This is a genomic window from Winslowiella arboricola, assembly GCF_025527015.1.
In the GTDB taxonomy this organism is placed as follows: Bacteria; Pseudomonadota; Gammaproteobacteria; order Enterobacterales; family Enterobacteriaceae; genus Erwinia; species Erwinia arboricola.
The window spans coordinates 198,749-215,839 of record NZ_JAODIM010000037.1 but is presented as its reverse complement, the minus strand read 5'-3'; the positions used below and the strand labels follow the sequence as shown (position 1 = coordinate 215,839).

The following is a 17,091-nucleotide window of genomic DNA, read 5'->3' as shown; positions in this document are numbered from 1 at the left end:
TTTATATGATGCGACTTCCATATTAATTACTGTTGATCCTGATCAATAAAATATCCTGAACAGAGTTTTTTACCTGAACTCTTCTGTGGTCAGCGTCAGTCAGGTGTGGCGTGGCGGGGAGACTGGCAGGCGGCATGTTATCTGGCGAAAACAGAGCGTGAGTATCGCTTTTGATTTACGTCAAAAAATAGCGATAAAATGCATATATGCAACAATATTATAATTAGTTAATTAACTAATGTTACTCCTCTGACCAGGTGAAAAATATTATATTGGCATTATGACGTCGGCCAATAACAACAATTAAGAAAACCATAAGCCGATAACAAATTTAAAAACTATGCAACATTCTAAAATTATGGAGAGGCTTATTATGAGCATCAGCGATCGGATATTAATGCCGTTTACTTTACCCAATGGGGTGGAGCTTAAAAATCGTCTGCTAATGGCGCCAATGACCACTTGTACCGGCATTAATAATGGCAGGGTGAGTCCTGAACTGGTGGAGTATTACCGGGTGCGTGCCGGCAGTATTGGTACAGTGATTGTCGAGTGCTGTTTTATCGATAATAAAGGACTGGCGTTTCCGGGTGCTATCGGTATCGACGATGACGACAAAATTGCCGGTCTGTCGCAGATCGCCAGCGCGATTAAAAGTCAGGGCTCGAAAGCGATTCTGCAGATCTACCATGGCGGCCGTATGGTGGAGCCGGAGCTGATCGGGGGGCGTTCGCCGGTCGCGCCAAGCGCTATCGCCGCGCCGCGCGAGGGCGCGGCTAAACCGCTGGCGCTGACCGCTGAACAGGTGGAGTACACCATCAGCCAGTTCGGCGACGGGGTACGGCGCGCCATCGCGGCGGGCTTTGACGGGGTGGAGATCCATGGCGCTAATACTTACCTGATTCAGCAGTTTTATTCACCACATTCCAATCAGCGCAGCGACCGCTGGGGCGGCAGCCGCGATAAACGCAGCCGCTTCCCGCTGGCGGTTCTGGATATTACCCACCGTATGGCGCGTGAGTACGCGGACGACACCTTTATTATCGGCTATCGCTTTTCGCCGGAAGAGCTGGAAGAACCGGGCATCCGTTTTGACGATACGATGTATCTGCTGGAAAAACTGGCGGATCGCGGTCTGCATTATCTGCACTTCTCAATGGGTTATTTCCTGCGTCCGTCAATTGTCGACAGTGCTGACAGCCGGCCGCTGATTGCGAAATATATTGCGATGCGTTCCGCGAAGCTGGCTGAGGTGCCAGTGATGGGCGTCGGCGGTGTGGTAAATAAAAGCGATACCGATTTAGCCCTCGAACATGGCTATGATCTGGTGGCGGTTGGTAAAGCCTGTATTGCTTATCCGGACTGGGCCGACCGCATCGCCAGTCAGCAAACCCTTGAGCTGTTTATCGACAGTACTCAACGTGAAGCGCTGACCATCCCGGAACCGCTCTGGCGCTTCTCGCTGGTCGACGCAATGATCCGCGATATGAGCCTGTCCGCGAAGAAATTTAAACCTGGTGTGTTCCGGCAGAAAGTGCAGGATGCGGATACTCAGCTGATGATCAACGTCAGCCTGGAGACCGACCGCATTACCGATATTACTCTGGAGCCGGACGCCAGCCTCGATGTGGCATTTGTCACCAGTTTTGACACTATTCGCAGCCGTATTCTGGATGCTAACAGCCCGCATGTTGATGCGGTGAGCGGCGCGACTACCCAGAGCGAAGCGGTGAAAAAAGCGGTCGCGAAAGCGATGGTCAACTCCTGCAAAGCGCAGATTGTGGAAGAGGGTGGCAACCCGACAGAAGCGCAACGCTATGATGTGGTGGTGATCGGCAGCGGTGGCGCAGGACTGGCGGCGGCGATTCAGGCCAGCGATGAAGGCGCCAGCGTGCTGATTATCGAGAAGATGTCGACCATTGGCGGAAACACCATTAAAGCCTCGGTCGGTATGAATGCAGCAGAAACCCGTTTCCAGAAACTGAAAGGCATTGTCGACAGTAAACAACAGTTCTATCAGGAAACCCTGAAAGGCGGTAACTTCAAAAATAATACCCAGTTGCTGAATCGATTCGTCGAGCAGGCGCCGCTGGCAGTAGAGTGGCTGGCAGAACGCGGTATCGAACTGAATGATATCACCATCACCGGCGGCATGAGCATTGACCGCACCCATCGCCCGGCAGATGGCTCGGCGGTAGGCGGCTTCCTGATCAGCGGGCTGGTGAAAAATATCAATAAACGCAATATTGATCTGATGCTTGATACATCCGTCAGTGAAATCCTGTATGCCGATGGTGCGGTTAGCGGTGTGCGGGTGATTAACGAGGATCAGGAACAGCTGACGATTATCAGCAAAAGCGTGATTGTCGCCAGCGGCGGATTCAGCGCCAACAGCGCGATGGTGGTGAAATACCGCCCGGAGCTGGCGGGGTTTGTTACCACTAACCATCAGGGGGCCACCGGCGGTGGTATCGCCTTGCTGGAAGCGATTGGTGCCGCAACGGTGGATATGGGCGAGATCCAGATCCATCCAACGGTGGAACAACAAACCTCCTACCTGATTTCCGAGTCTATCCGCGGTGGCGGCGCGATTCTGGTCAATCAGCAGGGTGAGCGCTTCTTTAATGAGATGGAAACGCGCGACAAAGTGTCGGCGGCGATTATCGGGCTGGCGGAAAAATACGCTTATATCGTATTTGATGAGCAGGTGAGGCTGAAAAACAAGGCGGCGGATGAGTATCTGGCACGCGGTTTTGTTGTCAGCGCCAGCTCACCGCAAGGACTGGCGGCTGAACTGAATATTGATGCCGCCACCCTGCAACAGACGCTGACACGCTACAATGGATTTGTTGCCGACCAGTGCGACCCGGATTTTGGTCGCAAAACGGCGCTGCGCCAGCCGATCAGCCAGGGGCCGTTTTACGCCATTCGCATTGCGCCGGGGGTTCACCACACCATGGGTGGCGTGGTAACCAATGAAGATAGCGCGGTTCTGGATGCGCAAAACCAGCTGATCCCCGGCGCTTTTGCCGCCGGTGAGGTGGTTGGCGGACTGCATGGCAGCAACCGGATTGGCGGTAATGCCGTTGCCGATATTATTATTTTTGGTATTCAGGCAGGCAGCCACGCGGCAAAATACGCCCGGCGTTAAGCGCAGCGAGCGGCCCGGTAACCACTATTGTTGAGGAGGATCACTATGCCAGCAGAAGAACGCATCTGTAGTTACTCCACAGTATTAATGGGATCGCCGATTCTTCTTAAACTGTTCAGTCACGATGAAGCGCTGGCGAAACAGGTATTTGGCCGCATTAAACGGCTGGAAGATCTGCTGACAGTTAACCGGGCCGATTCGGAAGTGATGGCCATCAATCACGCGGCGGGCAGCCATGCGGTGGTGGTCAGCCGGCCGGTATTCAATCTGATTAAACGCGCCCGGGCGGTCAGTCTGCTGCCGGGCAGTTGTTTCAATTTCACCATTGGCCCGCTGGTCAAACGCTGGAAAATCGGTTTTCACGGCGATGCGGTGCCGCCGGCCAGTGAACTGCAGGCGCTGCTGGCGCTGACCGACCCACGCCTTGTGAGTCTGGATGAGCAGAACTGTTCGGTACTACTGGAAAAAGCCGCGATGGAGATCGATCTCGGTGCGATTGCCAAGGGTTATATTGCGGATGTGATTAAGCATTACCTGCAACAGCAGCAGGTTGATCGGGCGCTGATTAATCTGGGCGGCAATGTGCATACATTGGGGGCGGGCTGGTCTGTAGGTTTAAAAAAACCGTTTGCCGCTGCTGAAGAACTGATCGGCGTGATCGGGGTTGCCGGTAAGTCGGTGGTCACTTCCGGCATTTATGAGCGCTATTTTGCGCACAACGGTCGCTGTTATCACCATATTCTCGATCCGCAAACCGGTTATCCGCTCGATAACGAGCTGCTAAGCGTGACGATAATTTCCGATGACTCGCTGGATGGCGATATCTATACCACGCTGATTTACGGATTGGGCGTCACCGCGGGGCTGGCTTATCTTGCTGCTGTCCCGCAGATTGAGGCGATTCTGGTGACCAAAGCGAAGGAGGTGATCCTCTCTTCGCAACGGCAGTTTAGCTTTAGCTTACTGGATAACGAATACCGCCTGCGCTAAACCACTTACTGGCAATACTGCTTTAATAACTCATGCTGTTCAGCCTGCAGGCGATAGAGATAGACCGGGCGACCGGTAACGCCATAGTGAATGCTGGTAAACAGAATATTGATTTGCGCCAGATAGATCAGGTATTTGCGGCAGGAGACGCGAGAAATATTCACAGCGGTCGCCAGCTGATCGGTGGAAAATTCACTGTCGGGATGGCTGTCGATCCACTGGCAGATGGTTCGCAGGGTCTGTACGGTTAACCCTTTTGGCAGCCGTTTGTTATCGGCGACAACCGGGTGGCTGCCATGAATCAACTGATCGACATCCGATTGTTCATAATACTGATGGCTGTCCATCATACTTTTCTTCTTGCTCCAGCCGGTCAGCGCCTCTTCAAAGCGCGGGAACTGGAAGGGTTTGATCAGGTAATCCACGACCCCATACTGCAGTGATTTCTTAATGGTTACCGCATCCGCCGCCGAAGAGATCACAATCACATCAATGGCTTTTCCGGCATGGCGCAGCTCAGGCAGTAAATCCAGGCCGTTATCGCCCTGCATATAGACATCCAGCAGGATCAGATCGATCGGCACCGGGGGATTTAACACCATATTTTTCGCCTGCTGTAAGGTTGAGGCAGTGCCGCAGCAGGTAAATCCGGGGATCTGGCCAATATAGCAACGGTTAAGCTCCGCCACCATAGCGTCATCATCCACCACTAAAACATTAATCATCTGCGCATCCTCTCACCATCCCAGGGCAGCTGGACTAAAAATTGGGTATACACCCCGGGTTCGGACTCTACCATAATAGTGCCGCCGAGGCTTTCAACTTGCTGTTTCGCGAGGAATAGTCCGACACCACGATCCTCGCCTTTCGATGAGAAGCCTTTGGCAAAAATGGCCTCAATATGTTCTGGCTGAATGCCGGGACCGTCGTCACTGACTTCACAGGTGAGCCAGTTCTGCTGGTAATGCAGCAACACATTCACTTCACCTTCAGGCTGCTGGTGCATGGCGTCCAGCGCGTTCTCAATCAGATTGCCCAGCACGGTAATCAGCGCGGTGGTCTGCTGCTCATTCTCATTATCCGGCACCTGGCTCTCATCACTGAGAGTCAGAACATGCCCGCTATCGCCAGCACGATTAATCTTGCCAAGCAAAAATCCGGCAATCACCGGCGATTTTATTTTCAGCAGCAGCGAGCCGATTTCTGTCTGATAATTATTGGCGCTTTTCAGAATATAATCTTCCAGCTGCATATAGCTCTTCATATGCAACAGGCCGAGGATAACATGTAGCTTGTTCATAAATTCATGGGAGCGAACGCGCAGGGCGTCGGCATAATTCACCATCCCGCTCAGGCGCTGCATCAGCTGGTGGATCTCGGTCTTATCGCGGAAGGTACAGATTGCGCCAATAATCACCTCGTTGCTGCGCACCGGTACGGTATTACTTAACAGCATGCGCCCTTTAAAATTAATCTCTTCATCACGCCGTGCGACGCCGGTGCGCAATACCTCGCGCAGATTGGTCAGCATCGGCAATGACTGGCCCGCATTACCGATAACCATATTCTCCAGGCTGCCGCTTTCGCGAAACATCTGGCGCGCCGCCTGATTGATCAGCGTCACATGCGCCTGATCGTCAACGGCGATCACTCCTTCCTTAATCGATTGCAGCATCGCCTGGCGTTGTTCAAACAGCCGCGAGATTTCATACGGCTCATAGCCAAACATAATACGTTTTAACATTTTCACCAGGCACCAGATGCCCAGTGAACCCACCAGCGTACCAAACAGGACGGTCCACAGAATGTTCCAGCGGTTTTCATTCACCAGGCTTGCCACACTGGTCAGGGGGATACCGATCGCCACCACGCCGATTTGCCGGTGCTGCGGGCCGTAAACCGGGGTAAACACCCGCAACGCCTCGGCCAGCACGCCACGGTTAACCGAGGCGTTTTCCTTGCCGAGCAGCGCAATATTGATATCGTCGCCGATAAAATGGTGACCAATAACATCCGGATTGGGATGTGAATAGCGGATGCCGTCCATATTGGTCACCACCACAAACAGCAGGTCATTGCGGGTTTGCACCGCACTGGCGAGCGGCTGGATCAGGTCGCTGTCCGTATTCAGCATCGCCTGCTGCAATGCCGGCGACGCCGCCAGCGTTCTGGCTACCGCGAAGGCTTTATCCTCCTGACCCTGACGTACGATGTCACTGATCTGGAAGAAATAGAGCAGATGCACCACCAGCAGCAGCGAGGCGAGCACAACGCTCACCATCAGGGTGATGGAGGTACTGAGTTTAATCGGCTGCTTACGCACCGCGCGTGATTGCTGCATATCGCTCATTGAGTTCCCGGCGAGAAAAATCCACAACCATCATTATCCCTGATGAATCGGATGCGGAGAAGCCGGATCCGGTTAAATAAACCGCGGAGTGATGACCAGAATCAGAGATCAGGGCATTTTATCGTCGCTCTGTTTCAGATCGCCCTGATCTGCACTGAAACTTCATAACCCAGCAGATATAAAGCCTGCTCCAGCGTTTCAACTTTAGAAGCATAACCGACATCCAGCAGCCGGTCAGTCTGCGCACTGTTCTGATTCAGCTTTCGCGCTAAATCCGCCTTGCGCGTGCCGCTGGCGATCATGGCGTTATGCAGCGCCATTTTCAGGCAGGTCAGCACCGGCAGATGAAGCACAATTTCATCGCCGGTTGCTACTGAGGGCGGCGGCAGCGGCAGGCGGTCAGCAATGCTGTCGCCGATAGCAGCGGTTAAGCTCTCTTGTGCGGCTAACTCAATATCATCTTCCGTTAATGCTACAGAGTGGAGATTTTCGAAATCGCGAAAGCTGATAACATATTCGTCGTTTTCTTCGTCAAAGCTAACGCGCGCCGGATAGTTGTACATACAGAACCTTAATTGCCGCAGTGGAAAGGAGAGGGACGTATGGTAGCAGGATGCCGGCGGAGTGGCCTGATAAACCGTAGCCGGGGGAGGTGTGGTAATGAAAAATGCGTTAAGAGCGCCGCTGGTCTGGGGCATCGTCTGTTTTCTGCTGCTGTATCGCACCTTGCCAGCCGATATGATTATGTCCTGGCAGATATCGCAGCAATACAGCGTCCCGTTATCAAACCTGTTATTAACCATTTTAAGTCAGCTGTTGCCTGCGCTGACGCCGCTGGCTTGCTTTGTCTGGCTGGTACGGCACCTGTCGACCGGCCTCTGGCTGGCGCTGATTGCGCCGGTAGTGGCATGGTTTGCCATCCAGCTTATTATTGCGGCCGTTTTCTATTTTGTTGCGGTGAAGAGCGGTAGTATCCCGCCATACGAGGAAGGCTTTGTGACAGTGCTGCGGCGAATGCTGGATATTCAATGGATAGCGGCCATGCTGGTCACTGTGCTGACCATTATGGCCAGTAGCTATGCCTGCTGGCGCGAAACCCGCTGGGGATAACAGGTATCGATCACCTGGCGCCTTGCCATTGTGCACGTCATCGGCACGGGCGGCGAGAACGCCGCCCGTGCGGAAAATTCATAGGTTTATCCAGGGGCGGCGTTTTCGCCGCCCGTAAAAAAACCTTTAGAGAGCGTAAGCAATCACATAATCACCGCGATCCGGTGACTGACGTCCGCCGCCCGCTGAAATCAGGATGTACTGCTTACCATCTTTCGGTGACACGTAGCTTATCGGTCCACCCTGGCTGCCAACCGGCAGACGCGCTTTCCACACTTCCTTACCGGTTGAAGCATCAAAGGCGCGCAGATAGTAGTCCTGGGTGCCCGCGATAAACACCAGGCCACCCTGAGTCGCCAGCGTACCGCCCAGCGTTGGCATGCCGACTGGCATTTTCACGCCCATCTTAATGCCAAACGGACCGGTATCCTGCACCGTACCTACCGGCACCTGCCAGACAATTTTCTGGGTTTTCATATCAATCGCCGACAGCGTACCAAACGGTGGCTTCTGACATGGAATGCCCACAGCAGACAGGAAGCGGTTTTTATTCACTTCATACGGCGTGCCTTTCAGCGGTACTGCGCCCATACCGGCATTAACCGCTTCACCACCATCACTGGCCTTCGCTTTTTTGGTATCCGCGAGGATCATCTGTACCCACAGACCCAGACGCATATCATTAACGAAGATGTAATGGTTATTAGGATCGGTCGACATGCTGCCCCAGTTCATACCACCCAGCGATCCCGGGAAGCTCAGGGAGCGGTCAGTACCTGGCGCGGTGAACAGGCCGTCGTTACGCATGGATTTAAAGTCGATACGGCAGGCCAGCTGGTCAAACGGCGTGGCGCCCCACATATCAGACTCTTTCAGCGTCTGGTTGCCGATTGACGGCATGCCAGTGGAGAAGGGCTGAGTTTTCGAGTACTGCTCATTGGGGATGCCCGCGGTTTTGACTTCGCGCTCTTCGACTTTGGTCAGTGGCTTACCGGTCAGGCGATCAAGCACAAAGATCATGCCGGTTTTGCCGCCAATCACCACCGCCGGTTTGGTGGTGCCATCTTTTTCCGGGAAGTCGATCAGGCTTGGCTGCATCGGTAAGTCGAAGTCCCACAGATCGTTATGTACGGTCTGATAAACCCACTTCTCTTTACCGCTGGTGGCGTCGAGCGCCAGCACGGATGCGCCATATTTATGATCGAGCTGAGTGCGGTTAGCGCCCCACAGGTCAACCGATGAGCTACCCATCGGAATGAACACCGTGTTCATTTTCGGGTCATAGGACATTGGCGCCCAGGAGTTTGGTGTGCTGCGGGCAAACTCTTTACCCGGCATCAGCACCGCATTCGGATCGGCATTGCCCGGGTCAAATGCCCAGCGCATCTGGCCGGTGATCACATCAAAACCACGCAGTACGCCGCCAGGCATATCGGTCTGCACGTTATCAGCGACACGACCACCGACAACTACCGTGGTTCCCGCCAGCGTCGGGGCGCTGGTCAGCTGATATTTCGGATCCTGCGCATCACCCAGACCGGCTTTCAGGTCAACCGTGCCTTTGTCGCCAAAGTTTTCACAGAACTCACCGTTATCGGCGTTGATCGCAATCAGACGCGCATCGATGGTGTTCATCAGAATACGACGCTGGCAGGTATCACCTGCTGGCAGGTTAACCGGCGTGACCGGCGTGGAACCCGGCACGTCTGGCTGTGTCAGCGGTTTGCTGGCGTCAAAATAGGCCAGACCACGACAACGGTTCCAGACCTGCGCCTGGGCGTTAACTTCACGTTTCCACAGCTCTTTACCGCTGTCGGCTGCCACCGCAATCACATTGTTATGCGGAGTACAGAGGAACAGGGTGTTGCCAACCTGCAGTGGCGTCTGCTGATCTTCAGCACCACTACCGGTCGGGCTAAGCGGGGTATCGCCGGTGTGGAAGGTCCAGGCGACTTTTAAATCTTTCACATTATCGCGGGTGATCTGATCCAGCGCCACAAAACGGCTGCCTTCCGGGGTGTTACCGTAGTTATCCCAGTCTTTCTGCGCTTTGCTTTTATCAACCGGCACCAGTGGCAACTGTTGACCATTAAATGCCACGGTTGGATGCGGCTGGAACATCTGCACGAAGGCGACAACCATACCGACCGCAAACAGCGCCGCCAGCGTGTAAGCGGGTTTTGCCAGTGAAGACTTACCTTCGCGTTTACGCAGCGCAGGCCAGGTGAGGAACGCCAGCAGCAGCAGGCCTGCCGGCACCATCAGGCGCGATACCAGTGGCCAGAAATCCCAGCCCGCATCAATTAACGCCCAGATTAAGGTGCCAACAAAGGTAACAATAAACAGCACTACCGCAGATGATTTGCGACGGAAAAACTGAATTGCAGACAGGAGGGTGACCATACCGGCAATCAGGAAGTACCAGCTGCCGCCTAAGGCGACCAGTTTGCCGCCACCGATAACAAAGAACAGTCCGACTGCGAGTAATATTACTCCGAGCAGCACTGACCAGATGCTCAGTCCTTTACCGGGACGAGCGGAATTTTCTGCCATAACACAAACTCCCCTAAAAAAAATAATCGTTCCCGGCCACAAATTCATACCTTTCTGCCACAGAAAAAACATCATGCCAGCGGCTGGAAACTGTTTTGTAATGGCTTTTTTGCGTGCTGATAAGGCAGAACAAAGCCCATTCTGCGATTCGTGTAAACCTGAGAGAACCTCCCCCGCCACACGGCGCCAGGATTGTACCATTTGATTCATAAAAAAAGAACGCTGATAACGCAATGGTTACCGGGCGGTAGCATTTTTGCTACAATTCAATTACTTATTGTATGGATTAAAGTTTTTTAATTTTTTACCCGGGTGGGCTGGCAAACGGGAATAAAAAAATTCAGGGGGAATACGGCTATTTTTATATCAGTAGTTAAGCTGCTGGATCTTTTTTATGCAAACCGCTGAGCAGATAATTTCTGGCCCGTTTCCGGTGTCGGAAACGGGCGGCTGAGGTTGCTGACCTTAACGGGCCGCGGGCAGCGCGATATTTTGCGGTATTCTGAACAGATCGTTATCCGCCGGGATCTCTGCGCGGGCAATCTGGAAGCGTGTTACCGACTGTTGCAGATTCGCCACCTGCAGTTGCAGCGAGCTGGCAGAGGTCGCGACTTCGGACACCAGCGTGGCATTCTGCTGAGTGACGCTGTCCATCTGATTAATGGCGATATTAATCTGCGAAATGCCGCGGCTCTGTTCGCCGGAAGCCAGCATCACTTCATCCATGATATCCACCACCTTTTTCACATCGGACAACACTTCATTCATCGTATTGCCCGCCACTTCCACCAGTCCGGCGCCTTTCTCAATGCGGCCAAGTGAATCATTAATCATGGTGCCGATCTCTTTTGCCGCAGTGGCGCTGCGCTGGGCAAGGGTTCTGACTTCCGATGCCACTACCGCAAATCCCCGGCCATACTGACCGGCGCGTGCCGATTCGACCGCCGCATTCAGCGCCAGCAGGTTGGTCTGGAAAGCGATACCGTCAATAACTCCCACGATGTCAGAGATTTTTGCAGAACTCAGTTTAATTGAGCGCATGGTATCGATCACCTCTGATACCACATTGCCGCCGCGCGTGGCGGAGTCAGACGCCTTTAGCGCCAGATCGTTGGCTTTACGCGTATTGTCTTCATTATTAATCACCGTCGCCATAATCTGTTCCATGCTCGACGCGGTTTCATCCAGCGAGGCCGCCTGCTGTTCGGTACGGGCGGAGAGATCGATATTACCGGTCGCAATCTCTTCCACGCCGCTGCTAATCGCATCAGTACCGTTACGCACCACCAGCACCATATTCTCCAGGCCATCGCGCATACGCTGAACCGCGGCAAACAGCTGAGCCATTTCATTTTTACCGTTAATATCGATTCTGGCGCGCAGGTCGCCTTCGGCAATACGGTCAAAGACGGCAATCGCCTGATGCATTGGCTTCACAATCAGCCTGGTCATCCCCATCCAGGCCAGAGCCGCCAGTAACAGCGCGCATGCCAGCGCACACCAGAGAATAAACGCCATCTGCTCCACGCGATGATTGGAATCGGCCCAGGCTTCATCAATGCTTTTCAGTTTAAAGGCCACCAGCGCTTTGGATGATTTATCAAACGCGGCATACAGCTGTGTGGACTGTCCGGCACGCTGACGATATTCATCGAGATTTCCCGCGGCCAGAGCTGTCAGGGCGGGCTGAATAAATTCTTTCATTAATGTGCCACGCCGGTCGGCCATCTCGCCGGAAATCACCTCTTCCTGTGCTGACTGCGGATATTTCAGATACTCCTGCCATTTTGCATTAGCGCCATCGATCTTACCTTTGGCGCGTTCAAGCGCGACTTTGCCCGCGGCGGCATCGCCTTTCCCCATTAATGATTCATACAGACGCAAATCGAGCCGGGCGCGCAGTAACAGCTCAGAGCTGTCATTCAGCGCCACCAGACCCGGCAACACTTCGTTATCGACACGGGCAAAGGATTTATCGCCTGACTGCACGGCGACTAATCCCAATACGCCAACAAAAAGTAATAATGCCGCCAATGAAAAAACCATCATGCTAAGTGCGGTACGGATCTTTATCTTGCGAAACATAGCTTATTCCCTGTTGCCGGTTAATGAAGAAAAGTGAGTACTGACTCTCAATCTGGAGTCATACGACGCTGCGTGTTGATAAAATTATTAAATAATTAAGAGCAGTATTGAAAAGGTGGTAACCGGCAAAAACGGTTGTTTGCCGGGTGAGTCATCATTAATTTGTCTGCTGTTATTCAGATGTAGTTAAAAACGTTTTGAGTTTATCCTGATAAAACTTTGCCGACATCATTGTGCCATGTCCGCTGGTCTCTTTACTGGCAGGAATAAGCAGCAGCTCAGCCTGTTTTATTTTATCGAGTTCACCAGCCAGAATTCCGGTTTCCACCGGATTACGTTCATCATCTTCTGAATTAATGATCAGCATCGGGGCTTTAATTCTGTTTAATTCTGGTAGCGCATTATAATTCGCGGAAGAACCCCAGATATAAATAAAGTCATTGGCATCGCTGGTGGCAGGGGCTGCCAGCCGTTCATCGATCAGTTTATCGGCCATCGCTCGGGTCGGAGCTTTATTCTGATACGCGAGGGTGCCGCCGGTGGTGGCAATACTAAACATGATGCTGGCGCTCTTCAGTACCGGTGGCTGCTGGGTATAATTTCCCTGATTCCATGCCGGGTCGTTTTTAATCGACTCAATCAGCATACGGCGCATCATCCAGTTTCGGCCCGATAATTCATTAGGTTGTGATGCCATTGGCACCAGCGCATCCATCATCTGCGGATATTTCTCACCCCAGATCCAGGTTTGCATGCCTCCCATGGAATATCCCATCACCAGACGCAGGTGGTTAATGCCTAATCCCTCTTTCAGTAAGCGATATTGCGCCAGCACCATATCGTTATAATCGTATTGCGGGAATTTCATGCGTAAGCCATCGGAGGGGCGCGATGATTTTCCGGAACCAATACTTTCCGGCATAATAATAAAGTATTTACTGCTGTCCAGCGCCTGACCCGGGCCAAATAATTCACCGCCAAAGTTGTCAGCCAGCAGTGCTTTAATCGGCTGGTTGGTGCCATGCAGTAATAAAATCGCCGGCTTACTGCGATCCCCTAAGGTGTAATAGTGGATCTTCAGGTTTTTGAGTTTTTCACCATTATTAAAAGTAAACTCGGGGGCAATCCAGTTACCTTCCTGAGGCGCAGGAATTTTAGTTTGCGCATGCGTAAAGGGTGACGCTATTAACAGAACACAGCCTGCCAGACCTGATAATATAGGATTAGCCATACAAAACTCGTTGGTCATCGTGGAGTATCGGAATGCCGATGTTAATGTTTATTAGGATAAATCCCAAACAACATTACTAAAGTTAATAATAAAAAAATATTATCTTCTGAATGTTCTGTTTAAGACCGGATATTATCCAGCCAGTTTTTACCAGGAGAATATATCTCACAGCGCCTGAATTGTGCATCTGCACAAATTCCCGTTTGTGGCAGAGAAAATAGCTGTAATACAGATGTAACAGACTTAAGGCAAATTTCGCTGTCAGTCATATCGGCTTATTTCCCGCGATAAAGCAAAGGGAACCGAGCGACTCAGTGAGCCATTTCTGGCTTTTTACACCCCGCCAGCGCCACATACTGGTTTGTAATCAGAGCTAAAATTTTTTACTCTGTGGCCGATGATTATTCCAGTAGCAAGATCTGGCTGGCTGCCCAGTCAAAAATTAAAAATTATTCAGATGTTATCTTTAGCGCGGTAAAAATCGCTCTTCTTTTGCTTGTATCACCACCAACATCCGGGATCTGGACAACCTGAATTATGACCGAAAATTTAATTGAGCGTATTTCAGATGCGCTGGGGACTGAAAAGACCCTTGAAGGCTTTGTGCGCCAGATGCTGGAAATGCTTGAACTGGTGACCAATATGGAGTCCACCTACCTGACGCGGATCGATCTGGCCGACGCTAAACAACATATTCTGTTCTCGCGCAACAGCCAGCAGATGCAGATCCCCGAGGGATTAGCGGTTCCCTGGGAAGACACCTTATGTAAACGTGCGCTGGATGCTGGTCAGCCTTTTACCTGTGATGTCGCCAGCATCTGGGGGGATTCGCAGGCGGCGAAAGCGCTGGGGATTACCACCTATCTCAGTAAGCCAGTAATGCTGGGTGATGGCGCTTTATACGGTACGCTTTGTGCGGCCAGTTCTGAAAGCCGCATGCTGTCCGAACAGGCAGAGCAGGTGTTACATCTGTTTGCCGAGCTTATCGCGCAATATATCCGTAAAGAGCAGCTGCTTGAACAGCTTCAGGAAGCGAATGTTGCCCTTAAGGCGGTGAGTTTTACCGATGAATTAACCACTTTACCGAATCGTCGTGCGGTATTTGACCAACTTCCACGGCTGTTTGCCCGTGCACAGCGTGATGCGCGTTATGTGCTGATAGCTTTTATCGATCTGGACGGTTTTAAACAGATCAACGATCGCTACGGTCATGATACCGGCGATGCCTTCCTGCGGGCGGTCAGTCAGCGCCTGCAACAGAGTGCACGAACGGATGAAGTGCTGGGGCGGCTCGGTGGTGATGAATTTATTGTCGCGGGCGTCGGACCTGAAGGGGAGGCCGCAGCCATTGATGCTGCGCAGACGTTCAGATCCCGGCTGGCGGCGCTGCTTATCGGGCAGTATCATCCCGGCAATTGCTTAATTGACTATGCGGGTGCCAGCATCGGCGTGATTGCCGTTAATCCTGCAGCCAGCACACCGGATCTGGCGGTACGTGCCGCGGATGCCGCAATGTATGAAGATAAAAAGCAGCGTAAGCAGCAGATGCTGTTGCAGCCAGAAAAAATCTAATTGTTAAGCACCAGAACCCGCGCATAAAAAAGCCCGGCATTAAGCCGGGCGGTATAATCTGCACCATTAAAGGAACCAGCAAAGTTCCTGAGGCTAAGATAGACGGCCTGTGGGGATTCACCACAATCGTTTTTACTCGTTTTGATTCACCGTTTTACTGATCCTGCTATCCATTCCTCCACGCCACGAATGTTATCTGCATCGCAAAAGCAGAATAAATAAGCATGCTTATGATTTATGGTGATATTGATCACAACATACGCGGCCTCTTAAATATATAAAACCACAATCCAATAAAAATGAAACAGTGGTTCATTTAAATAAGAGGCGCAATGCCATGATAAAAAACAGGCTACCTTTGGGCGAGGGACGCAGGGTTAATCTGGGTCATCAGCTGGCTTATGGCGGGGGCAACCTGCTGGGCAGTGGTGCGCTGGCGATTGCCGGAGCATGGTTACTCTATTTTTATACCACCTTCTGCGGCCTGACGCTGCTGGAAGCGTCATTTATCTTCTCCGTTGCCAGTGTTATTGATGCCATCAGTAATCCGCTAATGGGTTATTTAACCGATAACTTTGGCAACACCTGGTTAGGTAAACGTTTTGGTCGCCGGCGTTTCTTTTTACTGATCGGCGCGCCATTAATGATGTTCTACCCGTTACTGTGGGTAGAAGGGTTTGGTTTCTGGTATTACCTCTGCACGTACGTCATTTTCGAACTGATCTATACCTCGGTGATGGTGCCGTACGAAACGCTGGCCACCGAAATGACCGATGATTTTGCCGTGCGTTCGAAGCTGACCGGCTATAAAGCGATCTTCGGTAAAATGGCTAACTTCCTGGCGGCGATTATTCCCGGACAATTTATCCTGCTGTATGGCAAAGAGTCGGCGCAGCCGTTTCTGTATACCGGCATCACTTATGGCCTGATTCTGTTTATCGCCATTGGCATGCTTTACTGGTTCTCATGGGAGCGTAAAGATGCCGGCATCAGGGCCGTCAGACAGAAAAAAACCTTATGGCAAACGCTGGTGGCGTTGGTGCGCGATATGCAGTCCACCTTCTATTTACGCGTATTCCGCAAGCATCTGGGGATGTACCTGTTTGGCTTTGGCGCGGAATGGCTATTCGCTTCCGTATTTACTTACTATGTGATTTTTGTGCTGCAATACGATCCGGCGATTCTTGCCGGGCTAAACAGCCTGAATGCCATCCTGCAGTTATGCTCTACCGCGATCTTTATTGCTATCTGCGTCAAACGCGGTTTTAGCAAACCTTATACCTGGGCACTGTCGATCGTTATCTTCGCCGTCTGCTGCTACTCACTGCTGCACTTCCTGCATCTGCCGGGGTATTTCGCCACCGTGGCGATTATTGGCGTCACCGTGGTGTTTGGTTTAGGTACCGGTGGTGTCTACTACATTCCATGGACGGTCTATACCTTCCTCGCCGATGTTGACGAAGTGTTTACTGGCCGTCGTCGCGAGGGCATTTATGCCGGCGCAATGACCTTCTCAGGAAAAATCGTCCGTTCGGTGATCGTGTTTGTGATGGGGGCGATCCTCAGCTATTACGGCTTCCAGTCGAAATCCCATGTCCAGCCGGAAAGCGCGATTAACGCTATCTCATGGGTGTTCTTTGCCGGGGTAATTGTACTGGCGCTGACCGCGATTATCTTTAGCCGCCAGATGACCCTCGACCGCAAAACCCACTTTATCGTGTTAGAGGAAGTCGCGCGCATCAAAGCCGGTGGTGAGCTTAGCGCGATCAAACCTGAAGCGCGGGCGGTAATTGAAGAGCTGGTCGGTTTCCCCTACGAGCAGTGCTGGGGCAACAGTGATATTTCGCGCAAAATGAATGACGCCGATGGCGCGCAGCCCGTGATTGCTGAACAGCTGCCATAACGTTACTCATGCAGGTTTAAAATTTGCTGTTTTTGTGTTGTGGTTTTATTAAAAATAAAACGCTGTTTTGATTTTATTGTCTGCAGGGGGAATTAGGGATAGAATCAGGGCAGGCTGGTAAGTGAGTGATGCCCTTTCCCCGACTG

At 52.1% G+C, this 17,091-nt stretch carries 11 protein-coding genes; 5 read left to right on the top strand and 6 right to left on the bottom strand.

The window, feature by feature from the left end; all coding sequences use genetic code 11:
- The first annotated feature begins 373 nt into the window (after nucleotides 1–373).
- Nucleotides 374–3,151, top strand: a complete 2,778-nt coding sequence (locus N5923_RS05770) for a flavocytochrome c (protein ID WP_267143367.1) — start codon at nucleotides 374–376, stop codon at nucleotides 3,149–3,151.
- A gap of 45 nt (nucleotides 3,152–3,196) precedes the next feature.
- A complete protein-coding gene (locus N5923_RS05765; protein ID WP_267143368.1) occupies nucleotides 3,197–4,141 on the top strand; it encodes an FAD:protein FMN transferase in 945 nt (314 codons plus the stop codon).
- A 5-nt stretch (nucleotides 4,142–4,146) separates the two neighbouring features.
- Here the strand turns inward: N5923_RS05765 and dcuR are convergent, their stop codons facing one another.
- From dcuR to N5923_RS05750, 3 genes are all read right to left on the bottom strand, one after another.
- Nucleotides 4,147–4,866, bottom strand: coding sequence for a two-component system response regulator DcuR (dcuR, locus tag N5923_RS05760; RefSeq protein ID WP_267143369.1), 720 nt, complete (start codon nucleotides 4,864–4,866; stop codon nucleotides 4,147–4,149).
- Nucleotides 4,863–6,491 (bottom strand): sensor histidine kinase, encoded by a 1,629-nt coding sequence (locus N5923_RS05755; protein WP_267143370.1) that lies wholly within the window; start codon nucleotides 6,489–6,491, stop codon nucleotides 4,863–4,865. The genes dcuR and N5923_RS05755 overlap by 4 nt, the downstream gene beginning before the upstream one ends.
- Before the next feature lie 134 nt (nucleotides 6,492–6,625).
- Nucleotides 6,626–7,054, bottom strand: coding sequence for a type II toxin-antitoxin system HicB family antitoxin (locus N5923_RS05750; protein ID WP_267143371.1), 429 nt, complete (start codon nucleotides 7,052–7,054; stop codon nucleotides 6,626–6,628).
- A 97-nt stretch (nucleotides 7,055–7,151) separates the two neighbouring features.
- Here N5923_RS05750 and N5923_RS05745 point away from each other — a divergent pair, with 97 nt between their 5' ends.
- Entirely contained in the window at nucleotides 7,152–7,601 is a 450-nt protein-coding gene (locus N5923_RS05745) for a hypothetical protein (RefSeq protein ID WP_267143372.1), read from the top strand.
- A 126-nt stretch (nucleotides 7,602–7,727) separates the two neighbouring features.
- On the opposite strand, the gene N5923_RS05740 is transcribed toward N5923_RS05745, so the two are convergent.
- From N5923_RS05740 to N5923_RS05730, 3 genes are all read right to left on the bottom strand, one after another.
- Nucleotides 7,728–10,154 carry a glucose/quinate/shikimate family membrane-bound PQQ-dependent dehydrogenase gene (locus N5923_RS05740; RefSeq protein ID WP_267143373.1) on the bottom strand — a complete coding sequence of 809 codons (2,427 nt, stop codon included), beginning with the start codon at nucleotides 10,152–10,154 and terminating at the stop codon, nucleotides 7,728–7,730.
- A 465-nt stretch (nucleotides 10,155–10,619) separates the two neighbouring features.
- Nucleotides 10,620–12,239: a methyl-accepting chemotaxis protein gene (locus tag N5923_RS05735; protein ID WP_267143374.1), complete on the bottom strand. Its 1,620-nt coding sequence runs from the start codon at nucleotides 12,237–12,239 to the stop codon at nucleotides 10,620–10,622.
- A gap of 172 nt (nucleotides 12,240–12,411) precedes the next feature.
- Nucleotides 12,412–13,470: an alpha/beta fold hydrolase gene (locus N5923_RS05730; RefSeq protein WP_267143375.1), complete on the bottom strand. Its 1,059-nt coding sequence runs from the start codon at nucleotides 13,468–13,470 to the stop codon at nucleotides 12,412–12,414.
- 537 nt (nucleotides 13,471–14,007) lie between these two features.
- On the opposite strand from N5923_RS05730, the gene N5923_RS05725 reads away from it, so the two are divergent.
- Complete coding sequence (locus tag N5923_RS05725) at nucleotides 14,008–15,042, top strand: sensor domain-containing diguanylate cyclase (RefSeq protein WP_267143376.1); 1,035 nt, start codon at nucleotides 14,008–14,010, stop codon at nucleotides 15,040–15,042.
- A gap of 337 nt (nucleotides 15,043–15,379) precedes the next feature.
- Entirely contained in the window at nucleotides 15,380–16,945 is a 1,566-nt protein-coding gene (locus N5923_RS05720; RefSeq protein ID WP_267143377.1) for an MFS transporter, read from the top strand.
- Nucleotides 16,946–17,091 lie beyond the last annotated feature (146 nt).